General features: G+C 63.2%; 23 protein-coding genes. 20 read left to right on the top strand and 3 right to left on the bottom strand.

Going from position 1 to position 21181, the window contains the following annotated elements; all coding sequences use genetic code 11:
• Positions 1–293 precede the first annotated feature (293 nt).
• Positions 294–500 (top strand): DUF2188 domain-containing protein, encoded by a 207-nt coding sequence (locus tag O7A05_RS17530; protein ID WP_224588937.1) that lies wholly within the window; start codon positions 294–296, stop codon positions 498–500.
• Between the two features lie 432 nt (positions 501–932).
• On the opposite strand, the gene O7A05_RS17525 is transcribed toward O7A05_RS17530, so the two are convergent.
• Positions 933–1115 (bottom strand): hypothetical protein, encoded by a 183-nt coding sequence (locus tag O7A05_RS17525; protein ID WP_337094280.1) that lies wholly within the window; start codon positions 1113–1115, stop codon positions 933–935.
• A gap of 107 nt (positions 1116–1222) precedes the next feature.
• On the bottom strand, positions 1223–1414 hold the full coding sequence (locus O7A05_RS17520; protein ID WP_337094279.1) for a hypothetical protein: 192 nt from the start codon (positions 1412–1414) through the stop codon (positions 1223–1225).
• 689 nt (positions 1415–2103) lie between these two features.
• Here O7A05_RS17520 and O7A05_RS17515 point away from each other — a divergent pair.
• From O7A05_RS17515 to O7A05_RS17450, 14 genes are all read left to right on the top strand, one after another.
• On the top strand, positions 2104–2463 hold the full coding sequence (locus tag O7A05_RS17515; RefSeq protein WP_337094278.1) for a hypothetical protein: 360 nt from the start codon (positions 2104–2106) through the stop codon (positions 2461–2463).
• Between the two features lie 91 nt (positions 2464–2554).
• The gene (locus tag O7A05_RS17510; protein ID WP_224588942.1) at positions 2555–2797 is read left to right on the top strand and encodes a hypothetical protein; all 243 of its coding nucleotides are present in this window, start codon (positions 2555–2557) and stop codon (positions 2795–2797) included.
• A complete protein-coding gene (locus O7A05_RS17505; RefSeq protein ID WP_337094277.1) occupies positions 2794–3120 on the top strand; it encodes a hypothetical protein in 327 nt (108 codons plus the stop codon). Before O7A05_RS17510 ends, O7A05_RS17505 begins: the two co-directional genes overlap by 4 nt.
• Positions 3117–3392 (top strand): DUF1488 family protein, encoded by a 276-nt coding sequence (locus O7A05_RS17500; protein ID WP_140756643.1) that lies wholly within the window; start codon positions 3117–3119, stop codon positions 3390–3392. The genes O7A05_RS17505 and O7A05_RS17500 overlap by 4 nt, the downstream gene beginning before the upstream one ends.
• Before the next feature lie 83 nt (positions 3393–3475).
• Entirely contained in the window at positions 3476–3727 is a 252-nt protein-coding gene (locus O7A05_RS17495) for a DUF982 domain-containing protein (protein ID WP_337094276.1), read from the top strand.
• Between the two features lie 116 nt (positions 3728–3843).
• Positions 3844–4020, top strand: a complete 177-nt coding sequence (locus tag O7A05_RS17490) for a hypothetical protein (protein ID WP_337094275.1) — start codon at positions 3844–3846, stop codon at positions 4018–4020.
• Positions 4021–4214: 194 nt separating this feature from the next.
• The gene (locus tag O7A05_RS17485) at positions 4215–4988 is read left to right on the top strand and encodes an NYN domain-containing protein (protein WP_337094291.1); all 774 of its coding nucleotides are present in this window, start codon (positions 4215–4217) and stop codon (positions 4986–4988) included.
• Positions 4989–5556: 568 nt separating this feature from the next.
• A complete protein-coding gene (locus O7A05_RS17480) occupies positions 5557–6135 on the top strand; it encodes a TetR/AcrR family transcriptional regulator (protein ID WP_337094274.1) in 579 nt (192 codons plus the stop codon).
• A gap of 39 nt (positions 6136–6174) precedes the next feature.
• On the top strand, positions 6175–7473 hold the full coding sequence (gene fabF / locus O7A05_RS17475; protein ID WP_337094273.1) for a beta-ketoacyl-ACP synthase II: 1299 nt from the start codon (positions 6175–6177) through the stop codon (positions 7471–7473).
• A 57-nt stretch (positions 7474–7530) separates the two neighbouring features.
• Positions 7531–8346 (top strand): oxidoreductase, encoded by an 816-nt coding sequence (locus O7A05_RS17470; protein ID WP_337094272.1) that lies wholly within the window; start codon positions 7531–7533, stop codon positions 8344–8346.
• Between the two features lie 382 nt (positions 8347–8728).
• Positions 8729–9889, top strand: a complete 1161-nt coding sequence (locus O7A05_RS17465; RefSeq protein WP_337094290.1) for an acyltransferase family protein — start codon at positions 8729–8731, stop codon at positions 9887–9889.
• Positions 9886–10992 carry a glycosyltransferase family 2 protein gene (locus O7A05_RS17460; protein ID WP_337094271.1) on the top strand — a complete coding sequence of 369 codons (1107 nt, stop codon included), beginning with the start codon at positions 9886–9888 and terminating at the stop codon, positions 10990–10992. The genes O7A05_RS17465 and O7A05_RS17460 overlap by 4 nt, the downstream gene beginning before the upstream one ends.
• A complete protein-coding gene (locus O7A05_RS17455; protein ID WP_337094270.1) occupies positions 10989–12008 on the top strand; it encodes a glycosyltransferase family 2 protein in 1020 nt (339 codons plus the stop codon). The genes O7A05_RS17460 and O7A05_RS17455 overlap by 4 nt, the downstream gene beginning before the upstream one ends.
• Positions 12005–13783 (top strand): ABC transporter ATP-binding protein, encoded by a 1779-nt coding sequence (locus O7A05_RS17450; RefSeq protein ID WP_337094269.1) that lies wholly within the window; start codon positions 12005–12007, stop codon positions 13781–13783. Before O7A05_RS17455 ends, O7A05_RS17450 begins: the two co-directional genes overlap by 4 nt.
• 55 nt (positions 13784–13838) lie before the next feature.
• On the opposite strand, the gene O7A05_RS17445 is transcribed toward O7A05_RS17450, so the two are convergent.
• Positions 13839–15767, bottom strand: a complete 1929-nt coding sequence (locus tag O7A05_RS17445; protein WP_337094268.1) for an LTA synthase family protein — start codon at positions 15765–15767, stop codon at positions 13839–13841.
• A 278-nt stretch (positions 15768–16045) separates the two neighbouring features.
• Here O7A05_RS17445 and fabD point away from each other — a divergent pair, with 278 nt between their 5' ends.
• The 5 genes from fabD (at position 16046) to mltG (ending at position 20945) form a co-directional block, all read left to right on the top strand.
• Entirely contained in the window at positions 16046–16987 is a 942-nt protein-coding gene (gene fabD, locus O7A05_RS17440; protein WP_337094267.1) for an ACP S-malonyltransferase, read from the top strand.
• Between the two features lie 60 nt (positions 16988–17047).
• Positions 17048–17785 carry a 3-oxoacyl-[acyl-carrier-protein] reductase gene (gene fabG, locus O7A05_RS17435; RefSeq protein ID WP_337094266.1) on the top strand — a complete coding sequence of 246 codons (738 nt, stop codon included), beginning with the start codon at positions 17048–17050 and terminating at the stop codon, positions 17783–17785.
• A 221-nt stretch (positions 17786–18006) separates the two neighbouring features.
• Positions 18007–18243, top strand: coding sequence for an acyl carrier protein (locus O7A05_RS17430; RefSeq protein WP_006203723.1), 237 nt, complete (start codon positions 18007–18009; stop codon positions 18241–18243).
• Positions 18244–18277: 34 nt separating this feature from the next.
• Positions 18278–19540: a beta-ketoacyl-ACP synthase II gene (fabF, locus tag O7A05_RS17425; protein ID WP_337094265.1), complete on the top strand. Its 1263-nt coding sequence runs from the start codon at positions 18278–18280 to the stop codon at positions 19538–19540.
• 157 nt (positions 19541–19697) lie between these two features.
• A complete protein-coding gene (gene mltG, locus O7A05_RS17420; RefSeq protein WP_337094264.1) occupies positions 19698–20945 on the top strand; it encodes an endolytic transglycosylase MltG in 1248 nt (415 codons plus the stop codon).
• Positions 20946–21181: the final 236 nt, after the last annotated feature.

The following is a 21181-nucleotide window of genomic DNA, read 5'->3' as shown; positions in this document are numbered from 1 at the left end:
GAGTCTGATCAACCGTCGTCTCTGAGCTCCACCCCCAGCCCTGTGCAGCTTCGGCCGATCCGACTGCTTCGCAAACCTGCCAAGCAGGTGAGCCTTCTTGCCTTCAACCTTGACAGGGAACATGAGAGCTAATCGAGAGGGAAAGGCGCACAGTGCTCCGGCCTGACGCAGCAAGGACAGCCTTGCTAACGGCCGGATGTCCGGGACTTTATTTCAAAGCAGTTCCATAACGGTGCTGCAACCGCAGTCGTCCATCCAACTTTTTATTCTTTGGCGTTGAAGAGGCGGCCAGCATGGCAGGAGCGAGATACTATATATTCAAGGACGCTCACTGTTGGAAGATTGGCTACGACGGCAAGGAATATGTCTATAAGTCGAACGCGGATGCAGTCATGGCCGCGATCAAGGCTGCAAACGAAACTGCGTTGCACGGCTTTGAAGCTGAGGTGCTCGTTCAGGGGATAGACGGCAAGTGGCGAACGGAATGGTCCGGAGGGTGAACGGGCGTTCAGGCCCCTCACTCGATCACCGATAGGAATGAGCCTATGCCTCGCCTTTGAGGCGGCGACCATTATAGGCCAGATCAGCGCGGGCACCTTCGATCAGTGCAAATACCGCCGCATGATGCTCAGCAGCCAATCGTTGAGGCTCATGTCTGCAGGTCGGCAATCATATTCTTCGATCGCAGTCCGCAGGGTCAACTGAACCAATTCCTCACCCGATTTTGGCGATCCGCCTCTATACTGTCGGGCTCTTGTTCGCAGGGCGCCAAGCAGACGCTGGTCACCTTGGGTGGACAACAGGTTGTGATCCGGACGCATTGATCGCCCTGTCTCTCGAGCGGAATGGAACGAGGTCTCTGCCTCAGCCGTCAGCATACTTTGCCTGGTTGCGGAACGGAGGCTGCGTAGGCGCTCATGGTGCCAATCGATTCAAAGCAGGCGATTGCGTTCCGCGAGTTCACGTGCCCGCCTCAGAGTGCCGTCGGTGTCGGCGATCCTGCGCCTTGCGGCTTCGTCGGTTCTGATGGTCAGCCGCGCCGACATAATCTTGGACGACTTGGCCACCGCCACGATCAGGACGCGTGGGGTATCCGGTGTTTTCATGGTTCTCATGGGTATTCTCCCTTCAGGTGAAATGAATGCCGGGACCGCAGTCACCGGGACAATGCCGCGCATGACCGGGCCAGGAGCGATAAACCGCAGTATCGACCTTGCCACGATCAGGATGCCCGGTCGGCCTCCGCCCGCCTCTTGGCATCCTGTGCATTCAGTTCGCTAACGATCTTCTCCGCCCGGCGCGTCTTGATGCCGATCACCATCTTCTTCTCAAACTCGGCAGGTTGACCGGTGAAGATGTCGAAAACGGTCCAACTGTCCGGTTCGTCCATCCGAAGCGCGTAGCGGTTTGCCATGCTTGCATCCTTCCGTTTCGCCTCTCGACGAATGCCAACCGGTTCAGCCTTTTACGGTGACGAAAACCGAGGCCAGCGTAGCGACAATCCAGAGCGCGACACATATCTTCAAGGTGAGCGGGCCGTATGTCGCCATGCGCGCCGCCACATTCTCCATTCCGCTCGCGTTAGCCTGCTTGGCCGCGACAGCGAGCGGTGCCTTGCTGCCAAGTCTGCCGAACGCGCGAGGCGGTTCACGCAGGGAAACGGCGCCGGATGTCTTCAATGCCGGGCTTGGCGCGGCTGTCTGGCGACTGAGCTTTAAGGGCAACTTCTTTCTTGAGGCGGAACGGGTGTGCATATCCTTCTATAGACGGCTTGCCGTGCGATAGCCAGGAGCGCCGAAATTATTTGCCGGCCCCGCAAAATTATCGAGAAGACAAATTGCGAGACGCGAAAAAAATATCGCAATGAGGAGCCGAGTTTTTGGTGTTTTTGAAATCTGTGTTTAGACTTTTATTTGGCCAACGAAAATAAACGCTGTCGCGGCCTTGCCCACGGTGCCCTTGGAGCGCATATATTAAATTCGTTGATTTGGTCGAGGTGGCTTTCGTTATGATAAAGCCTCGCCATCCGCCTTCCGAATTTTCGATTATGAAATGCATTGCGCCGGTTCCGGCGCCGCGGCTCGTCGAGGTACGGAGACAACCATGACCACACTTCTGCAACGCAACGCACGCCCGATCCAGCATGGCGCGCCGGCGCGCCTTTTCGACATCGGACAGGCGGTCCGGCTGAAGGGCGGCCTCGGCCTCGGTCCGAAGACGGGTGAAATCTACCGCGTCACCGGAACACTGCCGCCGAGGGGAAACTCGCCGCAATATCGCGTTCGCAGCGAAAGCGAGCCGCATGAGCGGGTCGTGACGGAGGACAGGCTGGAAACGGCCAACGACCTGTCGGAGGACGGCATGATGCTCATCGAAAGGACATTCGGACATGGCCAAGGGACAGAAGCGCTCGAACCGCGAGATCAGAAAGCCGAAGCAGGAAAAGACACCGGCCAAACCTGAGAGCGCGTTCGTTCAAATCAAAGGCGCCAGCGCGTTCCGCTCAAGGAAAGAGCAAGGCTGACGGCGGGATGTTTGTGAGCGACGGGCTCGGATGAAAGTCGTGATTGAATTCTATCGCGTTCGCGCGGCGGACGATGCCCATGCCGTCGTCGGCCGTGAAACTGTGGAAGCGGTCGATCTGGAAGCGGCGATCGAGATCGCGCGGCTTCTGGCCAGGACGCTGAACATGCCGCAATGGCCAGATGCTGTCGCGATTGCCGACGCCGACGGCGCGACAATCTATTCCGGCGTCATTGCCGCGCAGGCGGGCATGGACAAAGGGCCGACATCATGAACGCCGGCAACCAGCCCACCGATGCCGCTCGCAGCATCTGGGCTCGTCCGGATGAGCAAAATGCAAGCGGCGCTCAGGCATCCGAGTTTAGAGACCACCAATATGGCCGCCGCGTCGAGGCCGATCGTTCCTGGACCGTCTATCACGTCTTCACGGGCATTCCCGCGCATGTGAACGGTACCTCCATGATCGGACTCAGCCGTTCGGAAGCGACGAACAGCATGCTGTCCCTCAACCTTCGCAACAGCGAACGCCGCAAGCAGAGGATCGCCGCGCGGCCAGCTCTTGTTGGCGTTCCTGAATTATCGGGAGACCTGTCATGACTCTAGCTTTCCCCAATCCCAGTCGCAGCTTCGATGAAGCGCGCAATGCCGTCTGCTTCATCGGCCATGACGGCATGTTTCGGATCCGTTTCTTCATCGAGGCAGAGGCGCTGGCCAAGTCCGGCGTTGTCCCGGGCGGAAAAGTAAGCACCGAGACGGCCTGTCTTTCGGCATTCGACGCCTTGCGAGCCACCATCCAAGACGTGGCCGGCAAGGTTTATGTCCGCAACCGCCGCGACTCCTACACTTTGACCGCCGCCGATTTCCGGTAGCCGCATCCGCAATGCGATCAAGGCTGGCTGAATAATATTGCTACCGCGCTCGTCTTTCGGCGCCGTCGGGCGTAGGGTGCACGATGGTTCACAAAAAATTCCGGGCTCCTGTGGTTGTCTACATCGCTGGCCCTCTCGGTTTCACTCTCATTGAGTCCGTCGCACAGGCTTCGGATTTCCTGTTTGACCATTGGCCTGGAAACGACAGCCTGGCTTGGACTGACGCGATGAAGCGCTGCGCCGAAGATGGTGCTGCCGATGACGCGAGCGTCGCTTTCCTTGCCGCGCTTAAGAGTGCGGGGATCAGCTACGACCGCACGGTTGAGATTTACTGAGCTTGGCGACGGAGAGCGCGCGGTCTGATCTGCGCGCTTTCGGTTTTGCAACCGCCATGGAAAACCGCGGCGGTGTTTGCTCAAAACCTGCCCAATCCTGCATACGGAGATTTCGAATGGCGATGAAGCCGAACTATCGATACGAGCGGAGCCAACGAGACAAGGCCAAGGCGGCCAAGAAAGAAGCCAAGCTTGCCGGAAAAGCTGCAAAGGAGAAACCTTCATCCATAGAGCAGAAAGAAGCGCGCATAGAACAGAAAGAAGCGCGGGAGCCCGCTGCTGACGAAAGCTGAGGCATAGGCGATGACAAAGCGCGAGACAGACAACTTCGAAATCGACGTGGAATGTCCCCGTTGCCGCCATCAGGCAAAGACGCTTGTCGGCTGGATTCGTACTCACACCCAGATGGAATGCTCGAACTGCGGCGACATCATTGACATTGAAAGCAAGAACTTCAGGTGGCATGAACAGCGCTAAGGAAAGCCTTATGACGCCATCCGAATCTCGGTCGCCGCGCCTTGCCGTTCTGATCGATGCCGACAATGCCTCGGCCAAGATTGCCGATGGGCTGTTCGAGGAGATCGCCAAGATCGGCGAGGCCAGCGTGCGTCGCATCTATGGCGATTTTTCCAGCTCGCGCTCGAAAGCATGGGCCGACGTTCTTTCGAAGCACGCAATCATACCCCAGCAGCAGTTCGCCTACACCACAGGCAAGAACGCCTCGGACATCACGCTCGTCATCGACGCGATGGATCTCCTCCATAGCGGCCGGTTCGACGGTTTCTGCCTGGTTTCCTCCGACAGTGATTTCACCCGGCTGGCGGCCCGCATTCGTGAACAGGGCATCGACGTGTTCGGCTTCGGTGAGCAGAAGACACCCGAGAGTTTCCGCCAGGCATGCCGTCGATTTGTCTATACCGAGAACCTGCTGCCGTCTGCGCCCGGGAACGAGCCTGAAGCGGTATCGAGCATGAAGCCATTGCAGCCGCCGTCAGCGGCCGTGCCGATAATCCGCAAAATCATCGCACAGATGGAAAGCGAAGACGGCTGGGTTCCGCTCGGTGCGGTCGGAACGCAGCTCGCCAACCTGGCTTCCGACTTCGATCCGCGTACCTTCGGCTTTCGCAAGCTGAGCGATCTCGTCCGCAAGACGAACGCGTTCGAAATCGACCGTCCCGAGGGCGGGACGTTGCGCATCAGAATAAAACCGGAGGCCGCGATCAAACCTGAGGCCGCGCGAAGGGGCAGGCGGAAGACCTGACCGGTACGGCGCAGATGTGCCACGTCCTAGCAGGTTGGCATCTATCGCTCGCCGAGCTTTTCCATACCCTCCCGGTCCTGTTCGGGGCGCAACTGGTAGCAGATCGATCAAGGCCTTCTTCGGGTGAGCAGATCCGCGGGCCATGAACGTCTCGGCGCCAACCTCCGAAGCTTGACCGCCCGAGGCCCGGTTTGGCTCATGCCTCACAAAATCTCGTCGCGCTCGCCGACCCCACGACCAGCCAGCGGTCGTGCATGGTAACAACCGCATTGTGTGGTCCTGCGCGCTGGCGCGCTACATATCGCTCGGCGCGGAGGTGGCGGTGACCTTCAGGAGGTCGCCGTCGGATGGGACGTATAGACCACTATGTCGAGGTCCCTTGTGCAGGCTGCCCGCTTCGATGGGGCGTCCCTTGGTGGGTTCATCGGCAAGGGCTGCATTCGACGTCTGTGGCAAGCCGCCACACCGATCGCGTGGCGGGCCCGTTTCGCATCTTCCCTTGATAGATTGCGTTCGGTCTCTAATTGAGATATAGATTTAGTACGCAATCTAAATATGGAGATCGACGATGCGCGTGAGCCGCATTCAGGCTGAGCAGAACCGGCAAACCGTGATCGATGTGGCCAGCCGCCTTTTTCGGGAGCACGGTTTCGACGGCATCGGCCTCAAGGATCTGATGAAGGGCGCCGGGCTGACCCAAGGCGCTTTCTACAAACAGTTCGCATCTAAGGAGGACTTGGCGGTGCAGGCGTCCAAGCGGGCGATGGAGAGCGCTGCCGACAGATGGACGGCGGCGATGGCAGCGAACCCACACGATCCGCTTGGGGCGGTGATCGAGTTCTACCTCAGCATGGACCATCGCGAAGAAAGGATGGACGGCTGCCCGGTCGCGGCGCTCGGCTCGGATGCCGCCAGGCAGGGGAGCGACGTCAAAGCGTCGTTCGAGACCGGGATCAAGGCATATCTGGAAGTCCTCGGCAGGATGATTGCCCGGACGGACGGCGAGCAAACCATTGAAAAAGCCATGGCTGTCCTCTCGACGATGGTCGGTGCGGTGGTCCTCTCGCGCGTCGTCAATGATCCCGACCTCGCCCAGGCCTTCCTGGGTGCGGCGACCCAACAGGTTCGCGACATCGTCACCGTTTGAACGGCGCAGGGTTGGCGACTCAGATCGATAGGAGAATAGATGCGACGGATTGTTGTCACCGGCATGGGCGCAGTCACGCCCCTTGCCGCAGATGTCGAGACGTCGTGGTCGCGTCTCCTGGCCGGCCGCTCGGGCATCCGCGGGCTTCCCGATGAAATGGTCGAAACCCTGCCGACAAAGATCGGCGGAACGGTTCTTTCCCTGGAGGAGGATCCTGAAGCCGGTCTCGATGCGAATGCCTTCCTAGCGCCGAAGGATCAGCGCAAAATCGACCGCTTCATCCTTTTCGCGCTGGCGGCGGCGGAAGAAGCGCTGGCCCAGGCGGGGTGGAAGCCGGTCTCGGAAAAGGATCGGCTTCGCACCGCGACGATCATTGCTTCAGGCATCGGAGGGTTCCCCGCCATAACCGAGGCGGTGCGGACCGTAGACCAGCGCGGCGTTCGGCGTCTTTCGCCGTTCACGGTGCCGTCGTTCCTGGTGAACCTCGCCGCGGGCCACATCACGATTCGTTACGGCTTCAAGGGCCACATCGGCGCGCCGGTAACGGCGTGCGCCGCCGGCATCCAGGCGATCGGCGATGCTGCACGTATCATCCGTGCCGATGAAGCCGACATCGCCGTGTGCGGCGGCACCGAAGCCTGCATGAATGTCGTCAGTCTGGGCGGCTTCGCGGCGGCGCGCTCGCTTTCGACGTCATTCAATCATCGTCCCGAGCAGGCCTCCCGTCCGTTCGACGTCTCGCGGGACGGCTTCGTCATGGGCGAAGGCGCCGGTATCCTTGTCATCGAGGAATTGAGCCATGCGCTGGCGCGCGGCGCACAACCGCTCGCCGAGGTCGTCGGCTACGGCACGACGGCGGATGCCCATCACGTCACGTCCGGCCCCGAGGACGGGGACGGCGCGCGCCGTGCCATGGAGATCGCGATTGCACAGGCCGGCATCTCACCGCGCGAGATCCGCCACCTCAATGCTCACGCGACCTCCACGCCGGTGGGCGACCTGGGAGAAATCGAGGCAATCAAAAGCGTCTTCGGCACGGATTTCTCCATAGCCGTCAGCGGAACCAAATCGGCGACCGGACACCTGCTGGGGGCTGCCGGCGGGCTTGGCGCGATCTTCACGATCCTGGCGCTCAGGGACCAGGTGGCGCCGCCGACCCTCAATCTGTCCGCCCCCGATCCGGCCGGCGACGGAATAGACTTCGTCGCAAACCGGGCCCGGCCGATGGAGATGGAATACGCGATCGCCAACGGCTTCGGCTTCGGCGGCGTCAATGCCAGCGCGGTGTTCCGGCGCTGGGACGGACACGGCGTGAACGGTCGAGCCGCTCGTGACTGACGCTTTTTGCTTCGGCCTTTCCTGCTTTTCCAGTCCAACCCAAAGAAAGTGATTTCCATGAATAGGACCAATCCTGGCGTCGCCATCGTCACGGGGGCATCCAGCGGAATCGGGCAGGTGACGGCCAAGGCCTTGCAGAAGGCGGGCTTTCGCGTCTTCGGAACCAGCCGTCGCGCAGTTTCCAAGAAAACCGACGGCATTACCATGCTGGCCTGCGACGTGACCGATGACGCGTCCGTGGCGAAGCTGGTCGACGAGGTGCTGGCCGATGCCGGGCGCATCGACCTGCTGGTCAACAATGCCGGTATGGGTCTGCTCGGCGGCGCGGAGGAATCCTCGACTACCCAGGCCCAGGCTCTGTTCGACGTGAACGTCTTCGGTGTCATCCGGATGATCAACGCGGTGCTGCCGATCATGCGAAGTCAAGGAAAGGGCAGGATCGTCAACTTGAGCTCGGTGCAGGGGTTCATCCCGGCGCCTTATTTCGCGCTTTATTCGGCGACCAAACATGCCGTTGAAGGCTATTCCGAATCGCTTGACCACGAACTGCGGCCGTTCGGAATCCGCGTCGCGCTGGTCGAGCCCGCCTACACCCGGACTTCGTTCGAAGACAACCTCGCCAAGCCGGACCGGTTGCTCGAGATCTATGACGCCGCGCGCGCCGGCATGACCGTAGCCGTGCGCAGGGCGATGGACAAAGGCGATGCGCCCGAAGTGGTGGCCGAAACCGTTCTGGCGGCTGCGACCGATCCAACTCCGAAGCGGCGCTATGCGGCCGGAAAGATAGCGCGCCGGGTCAGTGTCCTGCGCCGTTTCGTCCCCGGATCCGCATTCGACAAGAGCCTGCGAAAGCAGCTCGGGCTGCCGGCCTGAACTGAATGGAGATCATCCGTTGTCGACATCGCAAGGGGGCAAATTAAAGACAAACACAGTCAGCGCCGCCCCAAGAGGCTGCCACCAGCCCGGGTCTCCAGCCGCATATCGGGGAGCCGGACGCATCGCATTGATCGGTGAATGCCGCTCCGCCAAAAAAGGGGCGGAATAGTGGCACGGGCAGGGCATTTTCTGGCGCGAGACATCACATTTCGGTTCAACCGGTTACCTATTCTGTGTTGCACTGCACCATGTTGTTCTGCAGTTATTTAGCGTACGTGAATATAGTTTAGGAGTCGGCAGGCTTGCGTTTTCCGTTGACCGGCACGGATGTTGCGGTCGGCGGCCCGGGTCACGTTGTCAGCGCCGGCGGCTGCGAATGATGGCCGGTGGTCGTGACCTTCAGCTTGACACGCTGCGGGCTTTTGCCGTCACGCTCGTTCTTTATGCGCATTTCCTTGCGCCCGGCGGCACGTCCTTCCTCGGTCACCTCGGGGTGCGGCTGTTCTTCACGCTTTCCGGTTTCCTGATCACCAGGCTTTTGCTGGAGGCGCGCGACGCCGTCCAATTCGCGGCCGGACCGGCGCTATACTCCTTTTATGCCAGGCGCGCGATCCGGATATTTCCGCCCTATTTCGCCGTGCTGGCCTTTGTCTGGTTTACCGATCTGGAACAGGCCGGATCCTCGCTCGCCTGGCATGCGCTTTATCTCTCGAATTTCTGGTACGCGCATCGCAACGAATGGACACCGTGGCTGCTCTGCCATTTCTGGAGCCTCAGCATTGAGGAGCAATTCTACCTCGCCTGGCCGCTGATCGTGCTTCTGGCGCCGCGCAGGCGGATCGAGGCCATCACCATCGGCGTCATCGCCTTCTCGCTCGCCTACCGCTTCTATTGGCCGATCGCTGCCAACCCGGCCTTGGCCCGGGACCTGTTGCCGCCGGCCTCGATGGACGCACTCGGCTGCGGCGCGATTCTCGCCGTCCGCCGCGCCAGGGGCGCGGATGCGCCGGGTTGGGTGCGGCGCGGCTGGCCGGCCTTCGCGGCAGTTTTCCTCCTCGTCGTCTGGTCCGATCCCGGGCCGGCGGACTCGGCATGGGAATGGCCGCGCTGGCTTTTGGTGCAGGTGCTGCCGCTGGTGCCGCTGGTGGCGATCGTCGCCGCCTGCTCGAACGGCCTTGGCGGCAGGATCGGCAGGCTGGCCGAGCTGCCGCCGCTGCTGGCGCTCGGACGCATCAGCTACGGCGTCTATCTCTACCACCCGATCCTGCTCGCCTATGTCGTCAAGGCGCAGCCATGGATCCCGCTCAATGTCTCGGAACAGGGACCTGGGCGCTTCCTCGTCGCCGGCGCTGCCACGCTGCTCGCCGCCTCGTTGTCATGGGTGCTTTTTGAAAAACCTGTCAACGGCTTCAAGCGCCATTTCCCCTATGTGGCCCGGCCGCGCGCACGAACGCCGAGCGAAGCCCGGGGGTTTGGAGCCACTTATCCCCGCGCAAAAGCAGCCGTCGATCTGCAGCCGACGGACCGGAGCTATCCATGACGCGCCCGCTCATCTCCGTATTGCTGCCGGTGTACAACGCCGAACCCTACGTCGCCGCCGCCATCGATTCCATTCTGCGGCAAGACTACGACCGGCTCGAAGTCATCGCCATCGATGACGGTTCGACCGACCGGTCACTGGAAATCCTTGAGCGCTACCGCCGCGCCGACAGCCGCGTATCCATTATTTCGCGCGCAAATCGCGGGCTCATCGCCAGCCTCAACGAGGGGCTGGCGGTGGCCCGCGGCGAGCTTGTTGCGCGCATGGATGCCGACGACTTCGCCTATCCGTGGCGGCTGTCGCGGCAGGCCGCGCTGTTTGCCGCGCGACCCGAGCTCGGCTTCTGCGGCTCGGTGGTCGACATGCTGCAGCACGGCCGCATCGCCCGGGGCCGGCTCGACCCCGTTTTCCGGCTCGGGCTGCCTGTGCTGTCGAAATTTTTCACGATCTTCATGCATCCGACGGTGGTTTATAACCGCCGGGTCGTCGACGAATCCGACCTCAATTACAACGGCTCCTACCGGCACGCCGAGGATTTCGACCTCTTCCGGCGGCTCGCCGGTCGCTATCCGGCGGCAATGATGCCTGAAAGCCTGCTCGTCTATCGCTTGCATCCCGGCAGCGTGACTAGCCGGCACGCGGGCGAGATGCGGCGCACCCATCTTCGGATTGTCGGTGAAAATCTCGAGGCAGAGGGACTGGCACAGGATAGCGTCGACCTGTGCGCCATCGGCGACGATGTTTCGCTCAACAACGTGCGCCGCGCAGCTGCCTTCATCCGCGGCCTGGAGGAGCGGATCGCCGAGTTACCGGCTGCATCACGGCCTAGCTTCGAGGCCGGCGCGCTGAACCTGTTTTATTTCCTCTACCAGCTCGTCAACGACCAGCAGCGGCCGGCGCTGACGCACGAGCTCTTGACCCTGACGGCGAAGTGGAACGTTATCCGCCGCCGGGAAAAATATGCGCTCAGCCCCGGTGCCTGGGCGCCTTGGCTGAGCCAGGCCTCGATGTGGGCAGGCCGCCGCGCGGACTGGATGGCGTACCGATTGAAATCGGCGCCCGCGGCATCGGTGCTTGCGCCTTATCGGATGGGGGCGGCATGAACGCCGAGCGCCATCCCCTGCTGCGGCACCTCGTTCGGCCGTCACCCGTCGGGAAGCGGCCGCAGGTTTCCTTCATCGTCTGCACGCGCGACCGCGCCGCGGTGCTCGAAGCCTGTATCGACTCGATCCGCGTCGCCTGCGCGGCGCATCCGGCTTTCGCCGCCGAGTTGGTGGTGGTGGATAACGGCTCGCGCGACGGCACGGCCGAATATCTTGCTTCGGCAGCCACGATATCCGACATTGCGGTGACGGCGATCTCTGAGCCGCGCGCGGGACTGGCCGCAGCGCGCAATGCCGGGCTGGCGCGGGCGCGCGGGCGCGTGCTGGTCTTCGTCGACGACGACTGCAGGCTCGACCGCAACTACCTGATCGACCTTGAGCGGCATTATGCGAGCGGCGAGAAATGGCTGATCCGAGGCGGCCGCGTCGAGATCGGCGACGAGCGCGACCTGCCCTTCACCATCAAGCGCTGCGACAAGCATGAGCGGCTGACGCGCGCCGTCCACCCGGGCGGCTTTGTGCTCGGCTGCAACATGACCATGCATCGCGATGTTGCCGCCTTGATCGGTCCCTTCGACGAACGCTTCGGCGCCGGCGGGTCGCTGCGTTCGGCCGAAGACACGGACTATCTGGTGCGGGCCATGCTGGCCGGCATGGCGGTGGAATACGTGCCAGACATGACGATCTTCCACCACCACGGCAGGCGTGGCCGCAAGGCAGTCGACCGGCTGCATCGCGATTATCATTTCGGCAACGGCGCGCTTTGCCTGAAGCATATGCGCCGCGCACCCTTCCTGCTGCGCCACTTCTACTGGGCGATGCGGGCGGCGATGCGGGAGCTCATCGGTGGGCCGTTTTTCGACCAGGAGCTCAGGCTGTCGCATTGGCCGATCGTGCTGATGAATCTAGCGGGCGCGGCTAAGTTTGCGCTGCTCGTGCTTGCCGGACGTCCAAATCGGCAAGCGCAACGCGTTCAGGAAACCATCGAGGCCAGCGCTGAGGCGAGTGCGCGATGACCGGACCTAAAGCCCCTGCTTGGTCGATAGTGCAGCGCTCGCTCGGGCGGCGTCAGCTCGGCCTGGTGCCGGTGGTCATCGCGCTCGGGCTAGCCGGTGCCGCGCTCGAGGGGTTAGGCATCGGGCTCATCATCCCGCTGCTCGGCGTCATCATGGGGCATAGCGAGGCGACGGGCATGGCCGGCCTTTCCGCACTGTTGCAGAAGGTCGGCGCAGGACTCGGCGAGCGCGAGCGGCTGATCGCGATCTCGGCCGCGATCCTCGGCTCGATCCTGCTCAAGAACCTGCTCGCCTTTGCCAATTCGGTGCTGACTGCCCATATCTACGGCAAAGCCAGCCAGTCGATACGCGGTGCGCTGGCCGAGCGTCTTCTCGACGTCGGCTATCCCTTCTTTCTAAAACAGAGTCCCGGGCGGCTGCTCAACATCATCTCCAACGAATCCTGGCGCGCCTCCGACGCCATCCAGGGGGTGCTGGGCAGCATCGTCAGCATCTCCGCGGCCATCATCCTGCTCGCCTTCCTTCTCCTGCTCTCCTGGCAGATGACGCTTCTGGTGATGCTCGGGTTGGCGCTGGTGCAAGCGGCGCATATGGGGCTGTCGGCACGTCTGAGAGCGCCGAGCCGCAGCGTTTCGGCACGCAATAGCGCTTTGGCCTCGCAGATGCTGCATCTGGTGCATGCCGGCCGCCTGATCCGCATCTTCGGCCAGGAGGCGCGCGAGAAGGCGGCGTTCGAAACGGCATCGGACGGGGTGCGGCGAGCGGCCTTCCTGCTCTCCAGTCGCCAGGGGGCGCTGGGGCCGCTGACCGAGGTGCTGCATGCCATGCTGTTCCTGGCGGTGGTGATCGGCGCCTGGTTTGCCGGCTTGAGCTTCCCGCTGGTTGCTGCCTTTCTCATCCTGCTCTACCGCCTGCAACCGCATGTCAGGACGCTGCAGATGACATGGAGCCAGCTGCAGGGGCTTTCCGGCTCGCTGGAGGAGGTGACCTGGCTGCTCGACCCCGAAGGCAAGCCGGCACCTCCCCAGGGCAGTCGGCCGTTCGCGGGCTTGAACGACAGAATCGCCTTCGAGCGCGTGAGCTTCAGCTATGCCAATGAGGAGCAGCGCGCCGCGGTGCTGCACGCTGCGAGCTTCGACATTGTGAGCGGCCGCTCGACGGCGCTGATCGGCCGCTCCGGCGCGGGCAAGACGACGATCGTCAACCTGCTCTGCCGCTTCGTCGAGCCGGATGGGGGCAGGATCCTCGTCGGCGGCGTGCCGCTCAGCGAGATCGATCCGGCCGACTGGCGCCGCAACATTGCGCTCGCTAGCCAGGAGCTGGAACTGGTCGATGGGACGATCCTCGCCAACATCACTTACGGCAAGGACACGGCGAGCGCCGAAGAGGCCCGCCGCGCGGCCGAGCTAGCCGAGGCGCATGGCTTTATCGAAACGCTGCCGCAAGGGTACCAGACCGTCGTCGGCTATCGCGGCGTCAACCTGTCGGCTGGGCAAAGACAGCGCATCGCGCTCGCCCGCGCCCTTGTACGCGATCCCGATATATTGATTCTCGATGAAGCCACCAACGCGGTGGACGGGCTTTCGGAAGCCGCGATCGTCGAGACGCTGAAATCGCGCGCCGGCCGTCGCACCACGATCGTCATCAGCCACCATCACTCGACGATCTCGTTCTGCGACGACCTGGTGATCCTGGAGCATGGCCGGGTGAAGAAGCAAGCGCCGTTCGCCGAGATGGCGACGCTCAGCATGGATGAATTGTATCGGCCGGAGTGAGGAGCGAGCGGGGGAGCACACCAGCTGTCTGCCCCTCGGTTCAACAACCGCCCGCTCAGCTCGTATGCGCGACGAGCTTGTCCACCGTCTCGGGGAAGAAATCGGGCGCCGCGTGGCGCTTGCCGAACATCATGTCGTACTGGATGAGGCGGAAATCGTTGATCTGCGGATCGATCTGCTTTTGCCTCGCCCAATCCGGTGTGGCGTCGCCCGCGGACGACAGGAGCAGGTTGCGGTCGACCACCCGGTAACGCTCCCGCAGCGCGCCGAGGAAACCGGTGTAGTAGGGGTGGGTGATGCCCGCAGTGGTCAGGATGTGGTAGGGCAGGAAGGCCGGGCTCACCGAGCCCAGGTTCTTCATCGGACCGGAGCGGTTCGACCAGATGATCAGCGGCGTGTCGTGGTGTTCGAGCGCGGCGTCGGCGCTAGGCTCTTTGCGTGGCGCGACATTGTCCTTGAGGAAGCCGGTCTCGACATAGACGGGTCCGAGCGGCGGCAGGTGGTCGCCGAAGAAAGCGATGATGGTCGGCCGCTGGCGCGCTTTCGCCCAGTCGATCAGCCGCTGCAGGCCCCGGTCGGCATCGGCCGAGCCCTCGGTATAGGAAAGCAGCGATTCCCGCGCCCAGGAACTGATCGGCGCATCGACCGAATGCGTCGGATTGTAGTAGCGGTAGGGCTCGTAAGGGCCGTGGTTCTGCAGGCTGACGGCGAACAGGAACACCGGATCGTCGCTGGCGTCTGCCTCGCGGATGATCTCGTCGGTCATCGCCGCGTCGGAAGCCAGCGGTCCGCGCTTCTCCATCGGCGGCAGGGTCTCTTCCGAGCGGAAGTCGTTGAAGCCGAAATCGGCATAGACGGCGCCCCGGTTCCAGAACCAGTTGGTGCCCGGGTGGATGGCGTGCGCCCGGTAGCCCTCGCTCTTAAGGAAGGTCGCCAGCGAGGGCGTTGGGGTGCGCACATATTGCTGGTAGGGGATCGAGCCGGCCGGCAGGAAAGCGTTGGAAAAGCCGGTCAGCGCCTCGAATTCGATATTGGCGGTCATGCCGCCGAACTCGGGTGAGAACATCGAGCCGGAGCGCAAGGCGCGCACTGTGGGGATCGGGTCGGGCTTGATGGTGACGCCGGGCAGGTGCGTCGGATCCCAGAAGGATTCGCTCATCACCACCACGATATCCGGCTTCTCGTCCGGCACGGAAGCGGCGACGTCGGGCCGCTGGATCGCGGCCATCGCCTTTTCGGAATAGCCGGGGGGCGCCGAGACATGCGCCATCGGCACGTTCATCGCGAAGGCGAGCGCAAAGCCGTTGGAGGCGTAGTTCTCCTTCTGATCCCACATGATCGGGATGATCTGCAGCCGGTCGCGCGTCCACGAGAAGGTGGCGTAGTCCATGATCGAGACGAAGAAGGCGAGCAGCGGCACGGCAAGCGCCAGCCGCGCCAGACGGCCCTTGCGGCTGAGGATCGGCACACGCCGGCGCCAGGTTCGCCAGCAATAGACGAGCAGCGTCAGGCCGCCGACGATGGCGGCGGCCAGCATGATGGCCGTCCATGGCCGTTCGCGCACCAAAAGCGGCATCAGCGCCATGATCTGGCGGGCAAACAGGAAATCCGTCGGATAGAGGGGGTCGCCGAGATAGTGCGATTTCTGGTGGCCGACAAAGGCAAGCGCCAGCGTCAGCGGCGCCACGATCATCAGGCTCTGATGGCTGCGGCCCAGTATGGCGTCCAGTCCGACCAGCACCAGCGCGAAAACGACGATGGTGGTCCAGCCCGGCTTGAAGGGCTGCAGGAAGAAATCGACCGTGCCGAAGAAATCGCCGCGCACGATCCATTCGATCGCGAATACGAGCAGGGCCGAGGCAAGAAGCGTCGTCAGGCCGTAGCGTACGGTCGGCCAGGTCCGTCCGGGCAGATAGCCGGTGGACGGATCGTCTTCCAAAAATCCCGGTACGGGCTTGGCCGCGCCTTTCCTGATCCTTGCCACTCTGTTTTCCCCCAGGCCACGCAACACGCCTTCCACGCCCGTCACGCTTCTGTCATCGAAATGTCACGCAAAGCTAGCGCCTGTGGCTGAAATAAGAAGAGCCAGCAACCCAAACGTGAGCGGTTTTCATCAGGTGTGATCGCCAAAAAGCCTTTCGGAACAGGGAGTCAGCCAGCTTTTCCGGCTGAAATACGGGCCGAAGGGGCGCCGGCGGGCTTGACTTGGCCGTCCGCCTTGCGCCAGAGGCAGGGAAAAACCAGCCTCTGGAGAGACTTCAAATGGCCGTCGCATTCACCTTTCCGGGACAGGGCAGCCAGGCCGTCGGCATGGGCAAGGACCTCGCCGATGCCTTCCCCGAAGCGCGCCGCGTCTTCGAGGAAGTGGACGCCGCGCTCGGCGAAAAACTGTCGAAACTGATCTGGGAAGGGCCGGAAGAGACGCTGACGCTGACCGCCAATGCCCAGCCGGCGCTGATGGCCGTGTCGCTGGCGGCGATGCGGGCGCTCGAGGCGCGCGGCTTCTCGCTGAAGGACAAAGTGGCCTATGTGGCCGGTCATTCGCTGGGCGAATATTCCGCGCTTGCCGCGGCCGGCTTCGTTTCGGTCGGCGACGCCGCCAAGCTCTTGCGCACCCGTGGCAATGCCATGCAGGCGGCGGTCCCGGCAGGCGAGGGCGCCATGGCGGCGATCATCGGCCTCGAGCAGGCCGATGTCCAAGCGGCATGCGCGGAAGCCGCCAAGGGCTCCGTCTGCCAGGTCGCCAACGACAATGGCGGCGGCCAGCTGGTGATTTCCGGCGCCAAGGCGGCGGTCGAGCTGGCGGCGAAGCTGTGCACCGAAAAGGGCGCCAAGCGGGCGCTGATGCTGCAGGTGTCCGCCCCCTTCCACTCGGCGCTGATGACGCCGGCAGCCGACATCATGCGCGAAGCGCTGGCCGGTGTCGCCAAATCCGCGCCCGTGGTTCCGATCGTCTCGAACGTCACCGTGACCCCGACCAGCGACCCGGACGAGATCGCCCGCCGCCTGGTCGAGCAGGTGGTAGCCCGGGTGCGCTGGCGCGAGACGGTGGAATGGTTCGGCGCCAAAGGCGTTTCGACGCTTTACGAGGTCGGCGCCGGCAAGGTGCTGTCGGGCCTGGCGCGCCGGATCAACCGTGAGATTGCCACCGGCGCAGTGGGCACGGCGGCGGAAGTCGAGGCGGCGCTGGCGGAGCTCGCCTGACAGGCTGGCGATTTGACGGCACCTGTGCCAAGGGTGCCTCTCTGAGATCAGGAGAGAAAAATGTTCGAACTGACCGGCCGCAAGGCGCTCGTCACCGGGGCATCGGGAGGCATCGGCGAAGCGATCGCCAGGGTGCTGCATAGCCAGGGCGCGATCGTTGGTCTGCACGGCACGCGCGTTGAAAAGCTCGAGGCGTTGGCCCGCGAGCTCGGCGATCGTGTAAAGCTGTTTCCGGCTGATTTGACGAACCGCGACGCGGTCAAGGCGCTCGGGCAGAAGGCGGAAGCCGAGCTCGAGGGCGTGGACATCCTGGTCAACAATGCCGGCATCACAAAGGACGGCTTGTTTGTGCGCATGTCGGACGCCGACTGGGACAGCGTGATCGAGGTCAACCTCACCGCCGTGTTCAGGCTCACCCGCGAGCTGACGCATCCGATGATGCGCCGCCGCCATGGCCGCATCATCAACATCACCTCGGTGGTCGGCGTCACCGGCAATCCCGGCCAGACCAATTACTGCGCCTCCAAGGCCGGCATGATCGGCTTCTCCAAGTCGCTGGCGCAGGAGATCGCCACCCGCAACATCACCGTCAACTGCGTCGCTCCGGGCTTCATCGAATCGGCCATGACCGACAAGCTCAACGACAAGCAGAAAGAGACGATCATGGCCGCGATCCCGACTAGGCGCATGGGCACCAGCGCCGAGGTCGCGTCCGCCGTCGCCTACCTTGCTTCCAATGAGGCGGCTTACGTCACAGGCCAGACCATTCATGTGAATGGCGGCATGGCGATGATCTAAGGGGGGCAATGACCTGGCGGGAGGCCGGGGCCGGGGCCTGTGAAAACAGCCATTTCGGCTTGGACGCCCGTCATTTTTCGTGTAATGCGGCCCGCAACCCGGCGGTTCGGGCAAAAACCGGTCCTGTGGCGTTGCGTTGCCCGCAAGACCATCTTTCAGCTTGATTAGCGGCATTCCGCCCGCTAACGAAGATAGACAACCTAAGACGAGGATTGCCCCAAATGAGTGACACCGCAGAGCGCGTCAAGAAGATCGTCATCGAGCATCTCGGCGTCGATGCCGACAAGGTGACGGAGCAGGCGAGCTTCATCGACGATCTGGGCGCGGACAGCCTCGACACGGTTGAACTCGTCATGGCGTTCGAAGAAGAATTCGGCGTCGAGATTCCGGACGATGCCGCCGAGACCATCCTGACCGTCGGCGACGCCGTAAAGTATATCGACAAGGCCTCGGCCTGAGGTCTTTCGCAGGCAATATCGGGGAGGACCTGCGATGAGGCGTGTCGTCGTCACGGGCCTTGGCCTGCTTTCGCCGTTTGGCATGGGCGTCGAGCACAGCTGGCGGGAATTGCTTTCCGGCCGCAGCGCCTGCCGCCGCGTCACCGAATTCGAGGTGGACGATCTTGCCTGCAAGATCGCCCACATCATCCCGCGTGGCGACGGCTCGAACGGAACCTTCAATCCGGAGGCCGTGCTCGAGCCGAAGGAGCTGCGCAAGATCGGCGACTTCATCCTTTACGGCATCGCAGCCGCCGACGAGGCGATGGCAGATTCCGGCTGGAAGCCCGAAACGCATGAGGACCGGTGCGCCACCGGCGTGCTGATCGGCTCCGGCATCGGCGGCATCGACGGCATCGCAGAAAACGCGATGATCCTGAAGGACCGCGGCCCGCGCCGCATCAGCCCCTTCTTCATCCCCGGACAGATCATCAACCTGGTTTCGGGCCAGGTCTCCATCCGTCACGGCCTGAAAGGCCCGAACCATGCCGTGGTCACCGCCTGCTCGACCGGCGCGCACGCCATCGGCGACGCGGCCAGGCTGATCATGTGGGGCGACGCCGACGTCATGGTGGCGGGCGGTGCGGAAGCGCCGATCACCCGGCTGTCGATTGCCGGTTTCGCCGCCTGCCGCGCGCTCTCCACCGAGCGTAACGACACCCCCGAAACCGCTTCGCGTCCCTATGACCGCGACCGCGACGGCTTCGTCATGGGCGAGGGCGCCGGCGTCGTCGTCCTGGAAGAGCTCGAGCACGCCAAGGCGCGCGGCGCCAAGATCTATGCGGAAGTCACCGGCTATGGGCTGACGGGCGACGCCTACCACATCACCGCCCCCGCCGAGGACGGCGACGGCGCCTTCCGCTGCATGACGGCAGCGTTGAACCGGGCGAAGCTTTCGGCGGCCGACGTCGACTACATCAATGCCCACGGCACCTCAACAATGGCCGATACAATCGAGCTTGGCGCGGTCGAGCGGCTGGTCGGCAATGCCGCCTCCAAGATCTCGATGTCGTCGACAAAGTCGTCGGTCGGCCATCTGCTGGGCGCCGCCGGTGCCGCCGAAGCTATCTTCTCGATCCTCGCCATCCGCGACAACATTGCGCCCGCCACCATCAACCTCGACAATCCGGAACGCGAGACGGCGATCGATCTCGTGCCGAACAAGCCGCGCCAGCGCCAGATCGACGTCGCGCTGTCGAATTCGTTCGGCTTCGGCGGCACCAACGCCTCGCTCGTGTTCCAGCGGTATAGTGGCTGAGTAGCAACCGGAGCAGTCCTACGGAGAGTGCGCGGTTTCCCTCCGGGATTGCTCGGAGACAGACAATCGGCAGTCCGCCAACTGCCGTCATTTTTGCCAAATTCGCCCTTAGCTTTTCGGCGAGGGATTCGTTGCAAGATCAGACGGGCAGGGCGTCATGAACACTAATCCGAGCGACGGGGAATTCGGACGGCAAGGCACGAAGGGGCCGATCGTGCCGAAGACCGCCGCCGAGGCGCTGCGCCCGGAAGCCGGCACGCCGCCGCCGTCGAAGCGTTCGCGCGCCTCGCGCAGCCAGGTCGTCGTGTTCCTGAATTTCTTCCTCTCCTTGGTGATCCTGGTGGTGCTCGCCTCGGGTGCGGCGCTCTATTTCGGCATGCAGGCTTTCGTCGAGCCCGGTCCGTCCGCCAATGGCGACACCTTCATGATCAAGCCGAACACCGGCGTGCAGGAGATCGCCGACCAACTCGAACGCCGCAGCCTGATCAGCGATGCCCGCATCTTCCGGCTCGGAGTGCGCGTCACCGGCAATGAATCGGCGCTGAAAGCGGGCGAATACGCGATCAAGCCGCGCGCCTCGATGCGCGACATCATGGAACTCTTCAAGAGCGGCAAGTCGGTGATGTACTCGCTCACCATTCCCGAAGGGCTGACGGTCGAGCAGGCGCTGCAGCGCGTGGCCGATCAGGAGGCGCTTACCGGCGACATGCCGGCGACCTTGCCGCCTGAGGGCAGCATCGCCACCGACACGCTGCGCTTCACCCGGGGCGCCACAAGGCAACAGATGATCGATAAGCTGATCGCCGACCAGAAGAAGCTGGTCGAAGATGTATGGTCGCATCGCGCGCCCGACCTGCCGATCGCCAACATCGACGACTTCGTCACGCTCGCCTCGATCGTCGAAAAGGAAACGGGCCGGAGCGACGAGCGTTCGCGGGTCGCCGCAGTATTCCTCAACCGCCTGGCCAAGGGCATGCGGCTGCAGTCGGACCCGACCATTATCTACGGCCTGTTCGGCGGCAAGGGAAAGCCCGCCGACCGGCCGATCTACCAGTCGGACCTCGACAAGCAGACGCCTTACAACACCTACATGATCAAGGGCCTGCCGCCGACGCCGATCGCCAATCCGGGCCGTGCGGCGCTCGAAGCGGTCGCCAATCCGTCGAAGACCGACGATCTCTATTTCGTCGCCGACGGCAATGGCGGCCACGTCTTCGCAGCGACGCTGGAGGAGCACAACCAGAACGTCGCCCGCTACCGGGCGCTGCAGAAGAAGCAGGCGGATGCCGCCGCCAAGGCTTCCGGCCAGACAACGGCGCCGGCTGCTCCCGATGGCAACACCGATAGCGGCGACGCCGGAGGCAAAGACGAGAACGGCGAGAAGGGCGGCGACGCAGCGCAGTAGGCGCAATTCATGCCCCCAAAAGTGCGCAGCTTTTTTGGGAAACGACATGCATCAGACAGAGACTTGAAACGCGTCGCCTGAATCAGTCTCGGCTCGATGCGCTTTAAGCTTGCCGCACGCGTCCTTTGACGCGGGGCCGTATTCATGTTTTTAGGGGCGCCGGCCGATCGTCCGGCGATTTCTGGGGCGCGCAGCGCTGGGCCGCGGATGCCTTGGCTGCGACAGGGGGACGACAG

The sequence above is a fragment of the Mesorhizobium argentiipisi (SeqCode) genome, from assembly GCF_037179585.1.
Lineage (GTDB): Bacteria > Pseudomonadota > Alphaproteobacteria > Rhizobiales > Rhizobiaceae > Mesorhizobium > Mesorhizobium argentiipisi.
This window is presented reverse-complemented; position numbering and strand designations above follow the sequence as displayed.

Coding starts and splice junctions, on each gene's coding strand:
- O7A05_RS17480 (WP_337094274.1), top strand. CDS start 5,557: ATGCGCGTGAGCCGCATTCAGGCTGAGCAGAACCGGCAAACCGTGATC.
- O7A05_RS17460 (WP_337094271.1), top strand. CDS start 9,886: ATGACGCGCCCGCTCATCTCCGTATTGCTGCCGGTGTACAACGCCGAA.
- O7A05_RS17490 (WP_337094275.1), top strand. CDS start 3,844: ATGGCGATGAAGCCGAACTATCGATACGAGCGGAGCCAACGAGACAAG.
- fabG (WP_337094266.1), top strand. CDS start 17,048: ATGTTCGAACTGACCGGCCGCAAGGCGCTCGTCACCGGGGCATCGGGA.
- fabF (WP_337094265.1), top strand. CDS start 18,278: ATGAGGCGTGTCGTCGTCACGGGCCTTGGCCTGCTTTCGCCGTTTGGC.
- fabF (WP_337094273.1), top strand. CDS start 6,175: ATGCGACGGATTGTTGTCACCGGCATGGGCGCAGTCACGCCCCTTGCC.
- O7A05_RS17520 (WP_337094279.1), bottom strand. CDS start 1,414: ATGGCAAACCGCTACGCGCTTCGGATGGACGAACCGGACAGTTGGACC.
- O7A05_RS17485 (WP_337094291.1), top strand. CDS start 4,215: ATGACGCCATCCGAATCTCGGTCGCCGCGCCTTGCCGTTCTGATCGAT.
- O7A05_RS17500 (WP_140756643.1), top strand. CDS start 3,117: ATGACTCTAGCTTTCCCCAATCCCAGTCGCAGCTTCGATGAAGCGCGC.
- O7A05_RS17495 (WP_337094276.1), top strand. CDS start 3,476: ATGGTTCACAAAAAATTCCGGGCTCCTGTGGTTGTCTACATCGCTGGC.
- O7A05_RS17525 (WP_337094280.1), bottom strand. CDS start 1,115: ATGAGAACCATGAAAACACCGGATACCCCACGCGTCCTGATCGTGGCG.
- O7A05_RS17515 (WP_337094278.1), top strand. CDS start 2,104: ATGACCACACTTCTGCAACGCAACGCACGCCCGATCCAGCATGGCGCG.
- O7A05_RS17470 (WP_337094272.1), top strand. CDS start 7,531: ATGAATAGGACCAATCCTGGCGTCGCCATCGTCACGGGGGCATCCAGC.
- O7A05_RS17510 (WP_224588942.1), top strand. CDS start 2,555: ATGAAAGTCGTGATTGAATTCTATCGCGTTCGCGCGGCGGACGATGCC.
- O7A05_RS17455 (WP_337094270.1), top strand. CDS start 10,989: ATGAACGCCGAGCGCCATCCCCTGCTGCGGCACCTCGTTCGGCCGTCA.
- O7A05_RS17450 (WP_337094269.1), top strand. CDS start 12,005: ATGACCGGACCTAAAGCCCCTGCTTGGTCGATAGTGCAGCGCTCGCTC.
- O7A05_RS17430 (WP_006203723.1), top strand. CDS start 18,007: ATGAGTGACACCGCAGAGCGCGTCAAGAAGATCGTCATCGAGCATCTC.
- O7A05_RS17465 (WP_337094290.1), top strand. CDS start 8,729: ATGGCCGGTGGTCGTGACCTTCAGCTTGACACGCTGCGGGCTTTTGCC.
- mltG (WP_337094264.1), top strand. CDS start 19,698: ATGAACACTAATCCGAGCGACGGGGAATTCGGACGGCAAGGCACGAAG.
- O7A05_RS17505 (WP_337094277.1), top strand. CDS start 2,794: ATGAACGCCGGCAACCAGCCCACCGATGCCGCTCGCAGCATCTGGGCT.
- fabD (WP_337094267.1), top strand. CDS start 16,046: ATGGCCGTCGCATTCACCTTTCCGGGACAGGGCAGCCAGGCCGTCGGC.
- O7A05_RS17530 (WP_224588937.1), top strand. CDS start 294: ATGGCAGGAGCGAGATACTATATATTCAAGGACGCTCACTGTTGGAAG.